We start from the raw sequence: 16,763 nt of genomic DNA on the forward strand, positions 1-16,763 counted from the left end.
AGGCGTCCGGGGGACGGTGGCGTTCGAATCGTTCGCAAGTTTCGGCAGCACCGGATACGGCGGAGTGCCTCGGACGGCCTGGCACCGCAGCACGGTGGTGGAGCATTCCTTGGATTCACCCGGCGCCCCCTGAGCCGATGTGGGTGAGCACTGCGGCGGCGCCGTCCTCTGCTGCGATGCGGTGGGCGAGTTCGGTCGCGCGGCGTCGGTGGGCCGGCTCGGACAGGCAGACCGTGATCGCGTCCCTGAGTGCTTCGGCGGTCAGGTCCTGGAACGGCACAGGCCGGGGGGCGACCCCCAGGTCGTACAACCGAGACGCCCAGAACGGCTGGTCGGCCATGACGGGAACGGCCACAGCGGGCACTCCGGCCCGCAGTCCGGCTGCGGTCGTACCGGCTCCGGCGTGATGGACGACAGCGGCGGTACGAGGGAACAGCCAGTCGTGCGGGACGTCGCCGATGGCCAGGACGTCGTCGCCCCAGCCACTTAGTTCGGCCCAACCCGCCTGCACCACCGCACGCACCCCCGCCCGCCGTACAGCCGCAGCCACCAGCTCACTGAGCCGTTCCCCCTGCCCTGGAGCCATGCTGCCGAACCCGATGAACACCGGCGGCGGACCGGCTTCGAGGAAGTCGACCAGTTGGGCCGGGGGTTGCCACCCGTCCGGCCGCGCGGGCCACCAGTAGCCCGATACTTCCGCCCGCGACGGCCAGTCCCCGGGGCGCGGCACCACCAGCGGGCTGAAGCCGTGGAAGACCGGCCGGATGTCCCCCGATGACGATGACGATGACACGCCGGCGCCGGGCAGCCCGAGGTGGGCGCGCAGCCGGGTCACGGCGCCCGCGAAGACCCCTTCAGCGCGCCTCACCACGTCCCGACCTGCGGCGAGGTTGCCCTCCGGCCCCGGGCCGCCGACGGTGCTGCGTGCGTTGGGCAGCGCAAATGCTCTGGTGGCGAAAGCCGGTACGAGGTACGTGCCGATGACAGGGATGCCGAGCGCTTCGCCGGCCGTCCGGCCGAGCGGCGCCGGACCGGAGGCCGTGAGCAGCAGGTCGGCCCCGCCCGCCACGGCTTCCGCCACCCCGTCGGCGAGCCCGTCCGCGTACGTCCTCGTCAGCGCCTGGGCCTCCTCCCGCGACGCCGCCTGGGACCAGTCCCGGATGAGCCCCTGCGGGTCTCCCGGCACGGGCCGGTAGTCGAGACCACATCCTTCGATGAGTGCGGCGAAGGACGCGTGAGCGGCCACGGCGACCTGATGGCCGACGTCCAGCAAGCGCCGCCCCAGGCCCGTGAAGGGCGCGACATCCCCACGTGAACCGGCAGTGATGATCAGAATCCGCATGCAGCGATTCTCCTCGGCGGATGGCGCCCGGCCACGTCGCCGACCAAGGGGATCCTCAGCGCGCCTCCAGCCCCGGGCGTGTGCGGTCGGTACTCGTGAATCGAACACCGCCAAGTCGCCGTGTTACGCAAAGCCGCGTACATCCGCTGTCGAAACTCGTGAACGAAGCCAGGCGTGCGGCAGCAGGAGCCGGGGCGCGCGGGTGCCGGCGCGGGGCGGCTGCCGTGCTGTCGGCCGGTGTGGCACCGTCGGTCAGCCGCTGTCCTTCGGGTGGTGGACGCTGAGGTGGCCGTAGGCCGACAGCGTGCCGGGCAGGTCGCCGGGCTGGTGGCGCAGGGTGGTGTTCAGGAAGGCGAGTGTGGTCGCGGCGACGACGCGTGGGCTGTCGGTGCGGCCCAGGGAGCCGGTCACCGAGGGCAGGGGCGGCAGGTACAGGGGGCCGTCCATGAAGGTCAGGTGGGCGGCGCCGGGGACGGTGAGCCGGTAGCTCGGCGCGGTGTTGCGTTCGAGGGCCCGGGTGAGGCGGGGCAGGTAGCGCGGGTCGGTGTCCGGGGTGATCGCCTGGGTGAGCGCGAGCGCCGGCTGGCGCAGGGTGGGGGTGGCCGGGCCGTGGGGGTAGCCGTCCAGGTCGATGACGGCGTCGAACCGGCGGTCCCGCCGCGCGGCCTGGAGAGCGGCGGCGCCCCCCATGGAGTGGCCGGTGACGGCGGCCCGGCCGGTGTCCAGGCGTCCGGTCAGCGGGCCGGCGCCCTCGCCTCGGTCCAGACGGTCCAGTCGGGTCAGGACGAAGCGGAGGTCGGCGGCCCGGACCGCCGTCCACCGGGCCGCCAGCTCGTCGTCCTTGTCCCGGTCTCCGGTGGACTCGGTCCTGGTGCGCAGCGTTCGGCCGTCGGCGAGGACGACGGCCGCGGAGTCGTACGGGTGGTCGAGGCCGGCGACCACGTAGCCGTGGCTGGCCAGTTCCTCCGCCCAGGCGGTGTTCTGGGTCCGCACCCCGCCCGAGCCGGGGGAGAACAGCACGACCGGGAACCGTTCGCCCCCGCCGGCCACCGGGGCGTCGAACACCGCGTGGCTGCGGGCGCGCGGCACGCCGTCGACCAGGAAGCCGGGCAGGCCGACCTGGCGGACGAGGGCGGCCGAGACGGTGCGCGCCTCGTGCTCCGTATGGCCGAGGTACTGGGCCCGCCGCGCGTCCGCGGGACTCTGCCGCGCGGGGTACCAGAGCTGGACCACCACCGTGCGCCGGTCGTGCGGATCGGCGGTGAAGGTCTCGGGGCGCTCCGGGTCGGTCCACTGCATCACCCGGGTGCCGACCGCGAAACGGCCCGTCGGCTCGGGGAACGCGGGCACGGGGAAGGCCCAGGCGGCCACCGGACCCGCGGCCATCAGCCCGAGGCAGGCCAGCGACCCCGGCAGCGCCACCCACCACCGGGCCCGCCGCGCCGGCCGGCCGGTACGGCCGCGCAGCAGGGGTGAGAGGGCGAACGGCAACGCGACGGCGGCGCCTGCCGCCACCGGCAGCAGCTGCCAGCGGACCCCCGTCACGCCCAGCGCCACCGCGGACGGCACGAGCACCGCCACCGCCGCGATCGTGACGCGCGGGCGGGCGGCGGGGGGAAGCCAGCGCGCCGCCACCAGCGCGACGGCACCCAGCAGGACGATCAGTTCCCAGGGGGACAGGTACAGCCCCGCGACGATCTCGGTCACCGGGCCATCCTCGGGGCGGCGCCCGGGACGCCACATCGGCCCCGGGTCGCGACCGCATGCGACCGGAGTCGCACTCGAGCAGGCCAGGTGAGGGGCCGCTGTGCGACCTCAGGAGGGAGGGGGGTCCTCCTGTGGTCGTATCCCGGCGCGGCGCCCTCGGACGGGACCGGAGACCCCCTGGCCGAAAGTCGCCGTATTGACGCCCGACCCTCGCGCCCCAAAACTCCTCCGCAGTCAATCGGCTGTACGACCGAAACTTTCGGAGGCACCCGCATGAGATCTCTGAGAACCGGCTTCAGGCTGGCGTCGGCGGTGGCCGGCGCCGTCGCGACCGTCGGTGCGCTGCTGGTCGCGGCGCCCGCCGCGCACGCCGCCGACGTGCCGCTGCGCGACCTCGCGGACGCCAAGGGCAGGGTCATCGGCACCGCCATCGCCGGCTCCCACCTCACCGGCGCGCGCGGCGAGATCGCGAGCCGGGAATTCAACTTCGTCACGCCCGAGAACGCCATGAAGTGGGAGGCGGTGGAGCCCAGCCGCGGCAGCTACAACTGGGCCGAGGCCGACCGGATCGTCGAGTTCGCCCAGGCCAACGGCCAGCAGGTGCGCGGCCACACCCTGGTGTGGCACAGCCAGAACCCGGGCTGGCTCGCAGGCGGCTCCTTCACCCCGGCCGAGCTGCGCACCATCCTGCAGAACCACATCACCACCGAGATGACCCGCTACAAGGGGAAGATCGCGGCCTGGGACGTGGTCAACGAGGCGTTCAACGAGGACGGCACCTACCGTCAGTCCCTCTGGTACACCAACCTCGGCGCCGACTACATCGCCGACGCCCTGACCTGGGCCCGCGCCGCCGACCCGAGCGCCGAGCTGTACATCAACGACTACAACGTCGAGGGCGTCAACGCGAAGAGCACCGCCCTGTACAACCTGGTCAAGTCCCTCAAGGAGCGCGGCGTCCCGATCGACGGCGTCGGCCTCCAGACCCACCTGATCCTCGGCCAGGTCCCCTCCACCCTCCAGCAGAACATCCAGCGCTTCGCGGACCTCGGCGTCGACGTGGCCATCACCGAGCTGGACATCCGCATGCAGCTCCCGGCGACCCAGGCGAAACTCGCCCAGCAGGCCGCCGAGTACAAGGCCGTCATGAACGCCTGCCTCGCCGTCAGCCGCTGCACCGGCGTCACGGTCTGGGGCTTCAACGACGCCGACTCCTGGGTCCCGGACGTCTTCGACGGCTACGGCGCGGCGACCCCGTACGACGAGAACCTCGCGCCGAAGCCCGCGTACTACGCCATCGCCGAGTCGCTCGGCGGCACCGGCCAGCCCGGCCCCGGCCCCGGCGACGGCTGCAAGGCGACGTACACCATCGTCAACCAGTGGAACAACGGCTTCACCGGCCAGGTGCGGATCGACTGCACGGGCACCGCGCTGACATCCTGGAAGGCGAACTGGACGTTCGCGGCGGGCCAGCGGATCTCCCAGGCCTGGAACGCGAACTGCACCCAGTCCGGCACCACGGTCAGCTGCTCCAACCTGTCCTACAACGGCACCGTCCCGGCGGGCGGTTCCGTGACGTTCGGGTTCAACGGCACCTGGAGCGGGAGCAATCCGGTGCCCGTGGTGACCCTGGGATGACCCAGAGCGACGGAATCTGAGATTTTCCCAAGAAAAGACCCCCTGGCGTTCCTGCTCGTCATAATTCGGACTTACGTTCCTCCCTGTGGCGGGACTTGACGAACACGGGGACGAGGACAGACCGGGGGACGACGGCGGGCCGGGAGACGAAGGCGGGCCGGAGGACGCGGGCGGGCCGGAGGACGCGGGCGGGCCGGAGGGTCGGCGGCCACGAGCGCTGAGGACCGCCGGCCTCGCCCTCGCCGCCCTGCTGGTCCTGTGCGCCGGCGCGGCCGGCTGGGTCTACTGGCAGCTCAGCGACAACATCACCGGCGTCGACATCAACAGCGCCCTCGGCGACGACCGTCCGCCGCGGGCGCTGACCGCCCCGTCGCCCGGCGCCGCCTCCGGCGCCCCGCTGCCGGCCGGCTCGCTGAACATCCTCGTCCTCGGCTCGGACTCCCGCGACGGCGCCGAGAACGGCGCACTCGGCGGCGGCGAGGGCGGCAGCGCCCGCTCGGACACCGCGATGGTCGTTCACCTCGACGCCGGGCGCACCGCGGCGACCGTCGTCAGCATCCCGCGCGACACCCTCGTCACCCGCCCCTCCTGTCCCCTGGCGGACGGCGGCGAGTCGGCCGAGGTGTCCGGGGCGATGTTCAACAGCGCCTACACGGTGGGCGGTCCGGTGTGCGCCGTGAAGACCGTCGAGTCGCTGACCGGCGTCCGGATGGACCACTACGTCGAGATCGACTTCGCGGGGTTCGCCCGGCTCGTCGACGCCCTCGGCGGGGTCACGGTCACCACCGAGGAGGACATCGACGACGAGCAGAGCCACCTGCGCCTGGCCGCCGGCACCCACCACCTCGACGGCGAGCAGGCCCTGGGCCTCGCCCGCACCCGCCACGGCATCGGCGACGGCAGCGACCTCGGCCGCATCGAACTCCAGCACACCCTGGTCAAGGCGCTACTGGCACGGATCTCCCGGGCGGGTCTGACATCCGACCCGGCGCGGCTCTACGAGGTCGCCGACGCGGTCACGGGCAGCCTCACCACCGACACCGGACTCGACTCGCTGGGCGAGCTGATCGACCTGGGGAGCAGCCTGCGGGAGCTGTCGGCGGACCGGGTCACCACGGTGACCATGCCCGTCGTCCCGGCCCCCGCCGACCCCAACCGGGTGGTCGCGGACGAGCCGGAGGCCTCCGAGCTGTGGGCGTCACTGCGCTGAGCGGTGCGGCTCCGGGCCGCAGCGGGCCGGGACGGGATGCCCGAGCAGCATCGCCGGCGCCCCCGCCACCCGGGTGAGGAACACGGTGACCGCGCCGCTCCCGTGCGGCTTGGGCAGTGCCTTGCGGCGCAGCTCCTCCGGTTCGACGGCCGACCCCCGCTTCTTCACGGTCAGCACGCCGACCTCCCGCTCCCGCAGCAGCGCCTTCAGCTTCTTGACGTTGAAGGGCAGGTGGTCGGTGATCTCGTAGGCGGTGGCGTACGGCGTGGACCGCGGCTCGTCGGCGGTGACGTACGCGATGGTCGCGTCGAGCAGCCCGCCGCCGACCTCCTCGGCCACCTCGGCGACCAGATGCGCCCGGATGACCGCGCCGTCCGGTTCGTACAGGTACCGCCCGACCGGACGCACCGCCGGGTCGGGCAGGCCGCGCCCGGTCAGCGTGCGCGGGCCGGGCAGCAGCGTGGCCCGCACCCGTCCCGGCGCGGTGCCGAACCACAGCACCGCCTCCTTCACGTCGCCGCCGTCCGAGATCCACTCGGCCTCGGCGGTGTCCGGCACCGCCTCGTGCGGGATGCCGGGCGCCACCTTCAGGGCGGCGTGCGGCGCCCGCAGCGCGGCCTCGACGGCCCAGGACAGCGGCGGCGAGTACGCCTCGGGGTCGAAGACGCGGCCGCGACCGCCGCGCCGGGCGGGGTCCACGAACACCGCGTCGTACCCGGCCGTGTCCACCTCCGTGACGTCCGCCTCCCGCACCTCGACCAGGTCCGCGAGCCCCAGTTCCTCGGCGTTCGCCCGCGCCACCGCCGCGGTCAGCGGATCCCTGTCGACGGCCAGCACCCGGATCCCGGCCCGCGCGAGCGCGATCGCGTCCCCGCCGATCCCGCAGCACAGGTCGGCGACGGAGGTGACGCCGAGGTCCCTGAGCCTGCGGGCCCGGTACGCGGCGACGCTCGCCCGCGTGGACTGCTCCACCCCGTTGGGCGTGAAGAACATCCGCCCGGCGTCCTCGGCCCCGAACTTCGCCACCGCCCGCTGCCGCAGCCGCGCCTGCCCGAGCGCCGCCGAGACCAGCTCGGCCGGGTGTTCGCGGCGCAGCCGGGTGGCGACGGCGAGTTCCCGGGCGGGGTCGGTGCCGCGCACGGCGTCGAGGAGGGCGCCGCCCTCGGGGGTGCGCAGCGCGTTCAGGTCGTTCACCGGGTTGTCCACCGGCTCATTGTCGGCCAGTCGGTGGATGGTGTGCCGCCGGCGGCGGTGTCGGCCGGGTGGCGCGGGGGACGGCTGGGAAGATCCGGCACCATGCGACTAGTAGTACAAAATGAAAAAAGCGGGGCATATGCCGTGCGTCTCCGCGTCGGCGTCGCCGCGCTCGCCGCCGCGGCCCTCGCCGCGGGCTGCGCCCAGGGCGACGAGGGCACGAAGGCCGCACCCGCCGCCGGACAGCAGCCGACCCACCGGAACCCCGCGGCCGAGGCGCCGCCCGCGCCCGGCTCGCACGCCGCCCGCGTGGCCGCCGCGGAACGCTGGGGACTGAAGGCCGTCCCGCTCACGGCCCCCGCGCCCCCGGCGAAGAAACCGCGCATCCGCACCCGCGACGGCTTCGAGGTCGACGGCCACCGGGAGCTGGACCTCCCGCCGGTCTTCACCACCGTGCCCACCCGCCACAAGATCGTCTTCCTGACCATCGACGACGGCGCCGAGAAGGACCGGGCCTTCCTGCGGATGATGGACGAGCTGAAGGTGCCGTACACCGCCTTCCTCAGCGACTACCTGGTCAAGGAGGACTACGGCTACTTCGAGCGCATGCAGGACCTCGGCGTGCCCCTCAACAACCACACCCTGCGCCACCCCTACCTGCCCGGCCTGTCCTACGCCCGCCAGAAGCGCGAGATCTGCGGCATGCAGGACGTCATCGAGGAGCGCTACGGAAAGCGCCCGCGCCTCTTTCGCCCGCCCTTCGGCAACTACAACCGCGACACCCTGCTCGCCGCCAAGGCCTGCGGCATCACGCACGTGCCGCTGTGGAACGAGGAGGTCTTCGTCGACCGCTGGGAGTACCGCGAGTGGGACCGCGGCATCCACCGCGGCGACATCGTCCTCAGCCACTTCCGCGGCCGCGACGACTGGAACGGCACCATGACCGACATGGCCCGCCGTTTCCTCGACAAGGTCACCGCCGAGGGCTACGCCGTGGCCCGTCTGGAGGACTACCTGTGACCCCCCGGCCCCCTGACCACCCCCCGGCCTTAGGCCCCCTGCATCCCGCCCTCCCGGCGTTCCGAGGCCTGAGGGCGGCGCGTGCGGACACCTGCCCCCCAACCGGCCGAGACTCGTCCGCCCCGCCCTCGGAACCCCGCCTCCCGGATGCCCGGCCCCGGCTTCTCGCCTCCCGGCTTGCGGGGTCCTGGCTCGTGGCCGGCCGGCTCGAGGCCGTCCGGCCCGGATTCCGCCTCCGGGTCGTCCGGCCCCGGTTCCTGCCCTCCCGGCGCCCGGAGCCGCGGCCTGCGGGATCCGGGTACCTGGCCGGCCGGCTCGCGGCTGCTGTCCGGCCCCTGAGATCGCGCCTCCCGGCTGCCCGGCCCCGCCTCCGGGTATCCGGGCTTCCGGGGCCCCGGCTCCTGACCGGCGGGCGCTTGCCCTTCCGCCTTCCGGCGCCCTGCCCGTCGGCTGCCCGGCCCGCGGCGCCCAGCGCTCCGGCACCCAGCCCTTCGACACCCCGATTCCCGCGGCCGTGGCACCTGGCACCCCGGTTCCGGACGCCCTGGCCGACGCCCCGGCATCCGGCGTCCCGCTTCTCGGCGCACGGGCTCCTGGCGTCCCGCTTTCCGGCGCACCGGCATCCGGCGTCCCGCCACTCGCCCCCCAGGCGCCTTGCGTCCTGGCGCCTCACGGCCGGGTGGCGCCGTGCGCCCCGGCGTCTGCTGCCCCTGGTTCTCGGGGTGCTGCTGGTGGCCGGCTGTGCCTCCGGGCAGGGGGTGCGGGGGGCGCCCGGATCGCCTGCGGATCGTACGGGGGCGTCCGCGCCCGCGTACCTCCGCTGGGGGCTGGAGGCACCGCTGCCCCCGCCCCCGGAGCCGTCCACGCGTCCCGCCCTGCCCGCGCGGGGCCCGCTCCCGGTGGTCGACCGCGTGCCCACCCGCGACAAGGTCGTCTTCCTCACCTACGACGACGGCGCCGAGAAGGACCCCCGCTTCGTCGACCTGGTCCGCGAACTGCGCCTGCCGGTCACCATGTTCCTCACCGACAGCGTCGCCGGCCCCGGCTACGGCCACTTCGCCCGCCTGCGCGCGGTCGGCGCCGGACTGCAGAACCACACCCTCGACCACGCCGCCCTGCGCGGACTGCCGTACGCCGGCCAGCGCGCCGAGATCTGCGGCCAGCAGCGCAAGCTCCACAGCCGCTTCGGCGTGCGCCCCCACCTCTTCCGCCCGCCCTACGGCACGTACGACACCACCACGCTCCGCGCGGCGGCGGACTGCGGCATCCGCGCGGTGGTCCTCTGGCGCGCCACCATGACGACCGACCTGTCGTTCACCACCGGCACGCGCGGTCTGCGCCCCGGCGACGTCATCGCCGTCCCGGCGACGGAAACGCTGTCGCCCACCTTGAAGGAGCGGACGGTACGCCTGCTGCGCCGCGTCCAGGAGCAGGGCCTGACCGTGGGAAAGCTGGACGACTACCTGTAGCCCCACCAGCCCGTGGAGGCCGAAGCGGGCGTCCTGGGGGCGGCAGCCCCCAGCGAGGGCGCGCGAAACCCGGGCACTGCAGTCCGCGTGAAGGAGCGCACCCGGGGACGCGCCGCACGGCAATTGGCACTCCGCTTGACCGAGTGCTAATCGCGGTCATAGTCTCGGCTCTGGCACTCCCCCCAGGAGAGTGCCAAACACGCGACGGGCAGGTCCGGCACCCGCGACGACGGATCGACCTGGTCGCCACCTCAGACAGTTAACCCCGTGAGATCTCCGAAGGGGGAGGTCGGATCGTGACGACCGCCAGCTCCAAGGTTGCCATCAAGCCGCTCGAGGACCGCATCGTGGTCCAGCCGCTGGACGCCGAGCAGACCACGGCCTCTGGCCTGGTCATTCCGGACACCGCCAAGGAGAAGCCCCAGGAGGGCGTCGTCCTGGCCGTGGGCCCGGGCCGCATCGAGGACGGCAAGCGCGTCGAGCTCGACGTCAAGGTCGGCGACGTCGTGCTCTACAGCAAGTACGGCGGCACCGAGGTGAAGTACAACAACGAGGAGTACCTCGTCCTCTCGGCTCGCGACGTCCTCGCGATCATCGAGAAGTAAGCCGTCACCTCGACGCACCCAGCTTTGCAGCTGCGCCCCTGGCCCCCGCGACCCTGAGAAGCCGGGCGCCCGGGGCGCAGTCACTTTCACCCAGATTTCGAGAGGGCTCACGCTGTCATGGCGAAGATCCTGAAGTTCGACGAGGACGCCCGTCGCGCCCTCGAGCGCGGCGTCAACAAGCTTGCCGACACGGTCAAGGTGACGATCGGCCCCAAGGGCCGCAACGTCGTCATCGACAAGAAGTTCGGTGCCCCCACCATCACCAACGACGGTGTCACGATCGCCCGCGAGGTCGAGATCGAGGACCCGTACGAGAACCTCGGCGCCCAGCTGGTGAAGGAGGTGGCGACCAAGACCAACGACATCGCGGGTGACGGCACCACCACCGCCACCGTGCTGGCCCAGGCCCTGGTCCGCGAGGGTCTGAAGAACGTCGCCGCCGGTGCCTCCCCGGCCGCCCTGAAGAAGGGCATCGACGCCGCGGTCAAGGCCGTCTCCGACGACCTGCTCGCCACCGCCCGTCCGATCGACGAGAAGTCCGACATCGCCGCCGTGGCCGCGCTGTCCGCCCAGGACCAGCAGGTCGGCGAGCTGATCGCCGAGGCGATGGACAAGGTCGGCAAGGACGGTGTCATCACCGTCGAGGAGTCGAACACCTTCGGTCTGGAGCTGGACTTCACCGAGGGCATGGCCTTCGACAAGGGCTACCTGTCGCCGTACTTCGTGACGGACCAGGAGCGCATGGAGGCCGTCCTGGAGGACCCGTACATCCTCATCCACCAGGGCAAGATCTCCGCCATCGCGGACCTCCTGCCGCTGCTGGAGAAGATCATCCAGTCGAACGCCTCCAAGCCGCTGCTGATCATCGCCGAGGACGTGGAGGGCGAGGCCCTGTCCACCCTCGTCGTCAACAAGATCCGCGGCACCTTCAACGCCACCGCGGTGAAGGCCCCCGGCTTCGGCGACCGCCGCAAGGCCATGCTCCAGGACATGGCGGTCCTCACCGGCGCCACGGTCATCTCCGAGGAGGTCGGCCTCAAGCTCGACCAGGTCGGCCTGGACGTGCTCGGTTCCGCCCGCCGCGTCACCGTCACCAAGGACGACACCACGATCGTCGACGGCGCCGGCAAGGCCGAGGACGTGCAGGGCCGCGTCGCGCAGATCAAGGCCGAGATCGAGAACACCGACTCCGACTGGGACCGCGAGAAGCTCCAGGAGCGCCTCGCGAAGCTGGCCGGCGGCGTGTGCGTGATCAAGGTCGGCGCCGCCACCGAGGTGGAGCTGAAGGAGAAGAAGCACCGCCTGGAGGACGCCATCTCCGCGACCCGCGCCGCGGTCGAGGAGGGCATCGTCTCCGGTGGTGGCTCCGCCCTGGTCCACGCCTCCAAGGTCCTCGAGGACAACCTCGGCAAGACCGGCGACGAGGCCACCGGTGTCGCGGTCGTGCGCCGCGCGGTCGTCGAGCCGCTGCGCTGGATCGCCGAGAACGCCGGCCTCGAGGGCTACGTCATCACCTCCAAGGTCGCCGAGCTCGACAAGGGCCAGGGCTTCAACGCCGCCACCGGCGAGTACGGCGACCTGATCAAGGCCGGCGTCATCGACCCGGTCAAGGTCACCCGCTCCGCCCTGGAGAACGCCGCCTCCATCGCCTCCCTGCTGCTCACGACCGAGACCCTGGTCGTCGAGAAGAAGGAAGAGGAGGAGGCCGCCGCGGGCCACGGCCACGGTCACGGCCACGCGCACTGACGCACCGCCTCGCAGGAAGGCCCGGCACCCCACGGTGCCGGGCCTTCCCGTTTCCCCTCGCGGGTCCTCGGCGCTAGCGCTCCATCGCGTCCAGCGCGCCCAGCTGCTCCATCAGCCCCAGCCGGTCGTACTCCCACCAGCCCTCGGCGAGCTTGCCGTCCCCGCCGCACCGGAAGACGGTCGTCCCGCTCATCGACACTTCCCTCCCGGTGGCCGGGATGCCGAGGAACTCGCCCTTGTGGCGCCCCTTCCAGAACCACCGCGCGCACACCCGGTCGCCCTCGGCGATCAGGTCCTCGATGCTGAACTCGAAGTCGAAGCCGTCCCGCCAGACCCGCATGTCCCGCCGGACGTGATCCATGCCGATCGCCTCGTCCACCCTCGCCGGGTCATGGTCGTGGTAGTGCTCCGACATGACCTCGTCCAGCGGCGGGGGCTCGCTCCCTGGGGTGGCCATCAGCTCGAAGAAGCGCCGCACCGTGGTGGTGAACAGCTGCTCGTCGCGCACCACGTCCAGATCGGTGAACGTGGGCATCTCGTCGCAGAGCGCGACCATCTCCCGGAAGATCCGGTCCGTCTCCGGAAGCTCGGAATTCCGCATCGCCTCCTCGTACGACGGGAACTCCACGATCTCGATGAAGTGCGACGCGTCGGACCGGTCCTTGCCGATCACGCTGTGCGTCGCCGTCCGTTTTCCCTTGGTCTGCTGGACCCACCTGTCCATCAGCCGGTTCATCTCGTCGAACCGGCTGGTCTTGCAGTCGATCAGCTGTACGAAGGTCATGGTGTGCCTCCGGCCCTCCGGGTCCGGGTGGATCAGCACCATTGTCCCCCTTCGGGCTACCGCTGCACCCGGTGCTGCGGGCCGTACTTGCGGCCCGCCCGCGAGCTGATCCCGCCGAGCACACCGCGCGGCACCAGCTTCGTCGCGCCCATCAGCACCTTGTAGCGCGGGTCCGGGACCGACAGCGTCCGGCCGCGGGCCAGATCCGCCAGCGCCGCCGCGACCAGCTTGTCCGCGTCGAGCCACATCCAGTTCGGGATGTTGTCCGTGCCCATCCCGGCCCGCTGGTGGAACTCCGTCCGCACGAAGCCGGGACACAGTGCCATCAGCCGGACGCCGCTGCCCGCGAGGTCCTTCGCCGCGCCCTGGGTGAACTGCACGACCCACGCCTTGGAGGCGCCGTACGTCCCGCGCGGGACGAAGGCCGCGACGGAGGCGACGTTGACGATGCCGCCCCGCCCGCGCTCGCGCATCGCCCCGGCCGCCGCGGAGGTCAGCCGCAGCACGGCCTCGCAGTGCACCTTGAGCATCCTCAGCTCGTCGGCCATCGGCACGTCGAGATAGCGGCCCTTGTGGCCGAAGCCCGCGTTGTTGACCAGCAGGTCGACCGGGTTCCTGCGGTCGGCGAGCCGGGCGGCGACCGCCTCGATGCCGTCGTCCTCCGCCAGGTCGGCCGTCAACACCTCGGCCTCGATGCCGTGCCGGTCGTGCAGTTCGGTCGCCTGTTCCCGAAGACGCTGGGTGTCCCGCGCCACCAGCACGAGGTCGTGTCCGTCAGCCGCCAGCCGCCGCGCGAAGGCGGCACCGATTCCCGCGGTCGATCCCGTAATCAGAGCCGTTGTCATGGGCCAAGGGTAGTGACCCGGACGCACGGCGTCCGTTCTCGTGACGACCGTTCAGGATCCGTTGTCCGGCATGTCTTTCGCGGCATACGTCCGGGCATACGTCCGGGCCCTCTCCAGCGCCTCCGGATGCAGCGCCTCACCCGCCGCGAGCAGCCGCGGCAGCAGCTCCCGCTCGGTGGTGACCGCGCGGAACTGGAGGGCGACCGTCACGTCGTGGTCCGGACGGTGGACGATCTCGACCGCGTCCCCCGCGCGGATCTCGCCCGCCTCGATCACCCGCAGATACGCGCCGGGCGCCGCGCGCCGCGTGAACCGCCTCACCCAGCCGCTCTCACCCAGATGGCCCTGGAAGGTGCGGCAGGGGATCCGCGCGGAGGTGATCTCCAGGACCACCCGGGAGCCGATGCGCCAGCGCTCCCCGATCCGCGCGCCGGAGACATCGATCCCCGAGGTCGTCAGGTTCTCCACGAGCCGTTGCCGAGTGTCCGGCCCAGCTCGCGCTCCCACGCGTCGAGGTCCTCGCGGGCCACCGCGTAGACCGCCTGGTCGCTGCCGCCGTGGTGGACGGTGTGACAGACCGCGTCCCCGGCGAGTCCGCTCGCCCCCATGCCCGCGGACCCCGGCGCCGCCACCCGCACCGGCCCGTCCACCGGCCGCTTGTCGATGCCGGTCACACCGTCCGGATGATTCGAGTACGACACCGTCCGCGGCCGGCCCAGGTTCACTGACAGAAGCCTCATGGCGGCACGCTAGACCCCGGTGGTCAAAGTGTCGACGCATTATTCGTCGCCGTGTCCAAGAATCACTTATGCTGGAGGGGTGATCGAGGCTCGTCATCTGCGCGTGCTGCGCGCCGTCGCCGCCACCGGCTCCTTCTCCGCCGCGGGGCGCGAACTAGGCTGCACCCAGCCCGCCGTCAGCCAGCAGATGAAGGCCCTGGAAACCTCCGTCGGCACCCCGCTGCTGGTGCGCAGCGGCCGCGAGATGCGGCTGACCCAGGCCGGTGAGGCGCTGGTGCGGCACGCCGCCGGGATCCTCGCCGGGCTCACCGCCGCGGAGGAGGAGGTCGCCGCCATCGCCGGCCTGCGCGCGGGACGCGTGCGGCTGGTGTCCTTCCCGAGCGGCAGTTCCACCCTGGTCCCCACCGCCCTCGCCGCCCTGCGCGCCGCCCACCCCGGCACCCGGGTCTCCCTGGAGGAGGCCGAGCCGCCGCGGTCCGTGCAGCTGCTGCGCGAGGGCGACTGCGACATCGCGCTGGCCTTCCGGTACGAGGGGGCGGCCGGCGCCGAGGAGTGGGACGACCTGGTCGTACGGCCGCTGCTCACCGACCCGCTGGTCGGCCTGGTCCCCGAACGGCACCGGCTCGCCGGCGCGGCCTCCGTGCCCATCGCCGAACTCGCCGACGAACCGTGGATCGCCGGCTGCCCGCGCTGCCGCGGCCAGTTGGTGGAGGTGTGCGAGAGCGCCGGCTTCACCCCGCGCATCGACTTCGCCACCGACGACTACCCGGCGGTGGTGGGACTGGTGGGCGCGGGTCTCGGCGTGGCCGTGCTGCCCCAGCTCGCGATCGAGTCGGTACGGCCCAGGGGCGCGCGGACGGTGACGCTGGAGCCGGCGGTGCGCCGCGAGGTCGTCGCGCTGACCCTGCCGGACCTGGCGCAGGTGCCCGCCGTGGCCGCGACGCTGGACCAACTGGGGCGGGCGGCGGCGCGCTGACGCCTCCCCGCGGGCGGGCTTCCCCCGCTCACGAGTGAGCGGCCTCCCCGCTCATGACCTTGAGCACGAGCAAGGGCACGCGTCCGCGTGCCCCTCCGGTGTCGTGATCCGTGAACGTCGCCGCTCTGTGCAGAAACGTTCCTTCAATTGTTCGAAGCGGTGGTCTCGCCGGCGGTCGACGCCGACACCAGCCGGTGGCGCGCCCGCCCCATCAGCTCTTCGCGCTCGTCCTCGGTCAACCCGCCCCACACGCCGTACGGTTCCCGCACCGCCAGCGCGTGGGCCGCGCACTGCGCGCGGACCGGGCACCTCATGCAGACCTCTTTGGCCGAGTTCTCGCGAGCGCTCCGCGCCGCCCCACGCTCGCCCTCCGGATGGAAGAAGAGCGAGCTGTCCACCCCGCGACAGGCAGCCAGCAGCTGCCAGTCCCACAGGTCCGCGTTCGGTCCGGGAAGGCGGGAGAAATCTGCCATTGCGTGACCCCTTGCAGCCGTCTGTGCGGATACGGTGCCCACGACCGTACATCTACGATCTAAGGAGATGAAAATATGACTCATTGCGAATCTAGCCTCAGAAGCCAGCAGATGGGAAGAAATGGGGCTAAATGGGGCATGGTTGTGATGAAAGCTTGAGAGTCTGCCGTGCGTGTCTGCACCGTGTCCGCGCCCTCACGTAGAGTGCCGAAGATGGCACACGGCCCCGTAACTCTTTCGAGTGACCATCGTTGAGAGGGCGGAGGCGGTCGACAACGCAAGGCCTCGGGCAGGCGTCCGAGACGGTCGACCGCACAGGTGACATTCCGTACCAGCCTGGAGGCTCAAGGTGACGCGCATCAGCTGCGGAGGACGGCCATGACTTCCGTCCTCGTCTGCGACGACTCCCCGCTTGCCCGAGAGGCGCTTCGCCGCGCGGTCGCGACCGTGCCCGGCGTGGAGCGCGTGACGACCGCGGCCAACGGCGAGGAAGTCCTCCGCCGCTGGGGCGCCGACCGCTCGGACCTGATCCTGATGGACGTACGCATGCCCGGACTGGGCGGCGTCGAGACCGTGCGGCGGCTGCTGTCCGCCGACCCCGGTGCGCGCATCATCATGCTCACCGTCGCCGAGGACCTGGACGGCGTGGCCCTCGCGGTCGCCGCCGGCGCCCGCGGCTATCTGCACAAGGACGCCTCGCGCGCCGAGCTGCGCGCGACCGTCACCCAGGCGCTCGCCGACCCGACCTGGCGGCTGGCGCCCCGGCGGCTGCGCTCCGCCGAGATGGGCGCCGCGCCGACGCTCACCGCGCGGGAGATCCAGGTCCTGGAGGGCATGAGCCACGGCCGCTCCAACGCCGAGATCGGCCGCGAGCTGTTCCTCTCCGAGGACACCGTCAAGACCCACGCCCGGCGCCTGTTCAAGAAGCTCGGCGCCTCGGACCGCGCCCACGCGGTGGCCCTCGGCTTCCGCTGGGGCCTGGTGCGCTGACCCGCGCCACTGCGGGCGAGGACG

The 16,763-nt window shown here is 72.4% G+C and carries 14 protein-coding genes and 1 pseudogene; 8 read left to right on the plus strand and 7 right to left on the minus strand.

Going from position 1 to position 16,763, the window contains the following annotated elements; all coding sequences use genetic code 11:
* Positions 1-115: 115 nt before the first annotated feature.
* The gene (locus G7Z13_RS21260; protein WP_166001633.1) at positions 116-1,342 is read right to left on the minus strand and encodes a glycosyltransferase; all 1,227 of its coding nucleotides are present in this window, start codon (positions 1,340-1,342) and stop codon (positions 116-118) included.
* Between the two features lie 252 nt (positions 1,343-1,594).
* A complete protein-coding gene (locus G7Z13_RS21265) occupies positions 1,595-3,085 on the minus strand; it encodes an alpha/beta fold hydrolase (RefSeq protein WP_166001635.1) in 1,491 nt (496 codons plus the stop codon).
* Between the two features lie 237 nt (positions 3,086-3,322).
* Between G7Z13_RS21265 and G7Z13_RS21270 the strand changes: the two genes are divergently transcribed.
* Complete coding sequence (locus tag G7Z13_RS21270) at positions 3,323-4,687, plus strand: endo-1,4-beta-xylanase (protein ID WP_166001637.1); 1,365 nt, start codon at positions 3,323-3,325, stop codon at positions 4,685-4,687.
* A gap of 217 nt (positions 4,688-4,904) precedes the next feature.
* Entirely contained in the window at positions 4,905-5,897 is a 993-nt protein-coding gene (locus G7Z13_RS21275; RefSeq protein WP_240926515.1) for an LCP family protein, read from the plus strand.
* Here G7Z13_RS21275 and G7Z13_RS21280 read toward each other — a convergent pair.
* Positions 5,886-7,091 (minus strand): methyltransferase domain-containing protein, encoded by a 1,206-nt coding sequence (locus G7Z13_RS21280; protein ID WP_166005166.1) that lies wholly within the window; start codon positions 7,089-7,091, stop codon positions 5,886-5,888. The genes G7Z13_RS21275 and G7Z13_RS21280 overlap by 12 nt on opposite strands.
* A 102-nt stretch (positions 7,092-7,193) precedes the next feature.
* On the opposite strand from G7Z13_RS21280, the gene G7Z13_RS21285 reads away from it, so the two are divergent.
* From G7Z13_RS21285 to groL, 4 genes are all read left to right on the plus strand, one after another.
* Positions 7,194-8,111 (plus strand): polysaccharide deacetylase family protein, encoded by a 918-nt coding sequence (locus G7Z13_RS21285; RefSeq protein WP_166001641.1) that lies wholly within the window; start codon positions 7,194-7,196, stop codon positions 8,109-8,111.
* A 758-nt stretch (positions 8,112-8,869) separates the two neighbouring features.
* Positions 8,870-9,580: a polysaccharide deacetylase family protein gene (locus tag G7Z13_RS21290; RefSeq protein ID WP_240926516.1), complete on the plus strand. Its 711-nt coding sequence runs from the start codon at positions 8,870-8,872 to the stop codon at positions 9,578-9,580.
* 296 nt (positions 9,581-9,876) lie between these two features.
* Positions 9,877-10,185 carry a co-chaperone GroES gene (gene groES, locus G7Z13_RS21295; RefSeq protein WP_071364926.1) on the plus strand — a complete coding sequence of 103 codons (309 nt, stop codon included), beginning with the start codon at positions 9,877-9,879 and terminating at the stop codon, positions 10,183-10,185.
* Positions 10,186-10,302: 117 nt separating this feature from the next.
* The gene (gene groL / locus G7Z13_RS21300; RefSeq protein ID WP_166001643.1) at positions 10,303-11,931 is read left to right on the plus strand and encodes a chaperonin GroEL; all 1,629 of its coding nucleotides are present in this window, start codon (positions 10,303-10,305) and stop codon (positions 11,929-11,931) included.
* A gap of 73 nt (positions 11,932-12,004) precedes the next feature.
* Here the strand turns inward: groL and G7Z13_RS21305 are convergent, their stop codons facing one another.
* The 3 genes and pseudogenes from G7Z13_RS21305 to G7Z13_RS21315 all read right to left on the minus strand — a co-directional run bounded on the left by G7Z13_RS21305 (position 12,005) and on the right by G7Z13_RS21315 (position 14,300).
* Positions 12,005-12,715, minus strand: coding sequence for an ester cyclase (locus tag G7Z13_RS21305; RefSeq protein ID WP_166001644.1), 711 nt, complete (start codon positions 12,713-12,715; stop codon positions 12,005-12,007).
* 56 nt (positions 12,716-12,771) lie between these two features.
* Complete coding sequence (locus tag G7Z13_RS21310) at positions 12,772-13,560, minus strand: SDR family oxidoreductase (RefSeq protein ID WP_166001646.1); 789 nt, start codon at positions 13,558-13,560, stop codon at positions 12,772-12,774.
* A gap of 51 nt (positions 13,561-13,611) precedes the next feature.
* Positions 13,612-14,300: pseudogene (locus G7Z13_RS21315) on the minus strand (MOSC domain-containing protein).
* A gap of 79 nt (positions 14,301-14,379) precedes the next feature.
* On the opposite strand from G7Z13_RS21315, the gene G7Z13_RS21320 reads away from it, so the two are divergent.
* A complete protein-coding gene (locus tag G7Z13_RS21320) occupies positions 14,380-15,276 on the plus strand; it encodes a LysR family transcriptional regulator (protein WP_166001648.1) in 897 nt (298 codons plus the stop codon).
* Positions 15,277-15,419: 143 nt separating this feature from the next.
* On the opposite strand, the gene G7Z13_RS21325 is transcribed toward G7Z13_RS21320, so the two are convergent.
* On the minus strand, positions 15,420-15,749 hold the full coding sequence (locus G7Z13_RS21325) for a WhiB family transcriptional regulator (RefSeq protein ID WP_166001650.1): 330 nt from the start codon (positions 15,747-15,749) through the stop codon (positions 15,420-15,422).
* Positions 15,750-16,127: 378 nt separating this feature from the next.
* On the opposite strand from G7Z13_RS21325, the gene G7Z13_RS21330 reads away from it, so the two are divergent.
* Entirely contained in the window at positions 16,128-16,739 is a 612-nt protein-coding gene (locus tag G7Z13_RS21330; RefSeq protein ID WP_003948568.1) for a response regulator transcription factor, read from the plus strand.
* The last annotated feature ends 24 nt before the right edge of the window (positions 16,740-16,763 follow it).

This window comes from Streptomyces sp. JB150, assembly GCF_011193355.1.
GTDB lineage: Bacteria > Actinomycetota > Actinomycetes > Streptomycetales > Streptomycetaceae > Streptomyces.

Bases quoted from the DNA above. Each gene is read 5' to 3' on its own strand.
- G7Z13_RS21260 (WP_166001633.1), bottom strand. From the start codon at position 1,342: ATGCGGATTCTGATCATCACTGCCGGTTCACGTGGGGATGTCGCGCCC.
- G7Z13_RS21265 (WP_166001635.1), bottom strand. From the start codon at position 3,085: ATGTGGCGTCCCGGGCGCCGCCCCGAGGATGGCCCGGTGACCGAGATC.
- G7Z13_RS21270 (WP_166001637.1), top strand. From the start codon at position 3,323: ATGAGATCTCTGAGAACCGGCTTCAGGCTGGCGTCGGCGGTGGCCGGC.
- G7Z13_RS21285 (WP_166001641.1), top strand. From the start codon at position 7,194: ATGCGACTAGTAGTACAAAATGAAAAAAGCGGGGCATATGCCGTGCGT.
- groL (WP_166001643.1), top strand. From the start codon at position 10,303: ATGGCGAAGATCCTGAAGTTCGACGAGGACGCCCGTCGCGCCCTCGAG.
- G7Z13_RS21305 (WP_166001644.1), bottom strand. From the start codon at position 12,715: ATGACCTTCGTACAGCTGATCGACTGCAAGACCAGCCGGTTCGACGAG.
- G7Z13_RS21310 (WP_166001646.1), bottom strand. From the start codon at position 13,560: ATGACAACGGCTCTGATTACGGGATCGACCGCGGGAATCGGTGCCGCC.
- G7Z13_RS21325 (WP_166001650.1), bottom strand. From the start codon at position 15,749: ATGGCAGATTTCTCCCGCCTTCCCGGACCGAACGCGGACCTGTGGGAC.
- G7Z13_RS21330 (WP_003948568.1), top strand. From the start codon at position 16,128: ATGACTTCCGTCCTCGTCTGCGACGACTCCCCGCTTGCCCGAGAGGCG.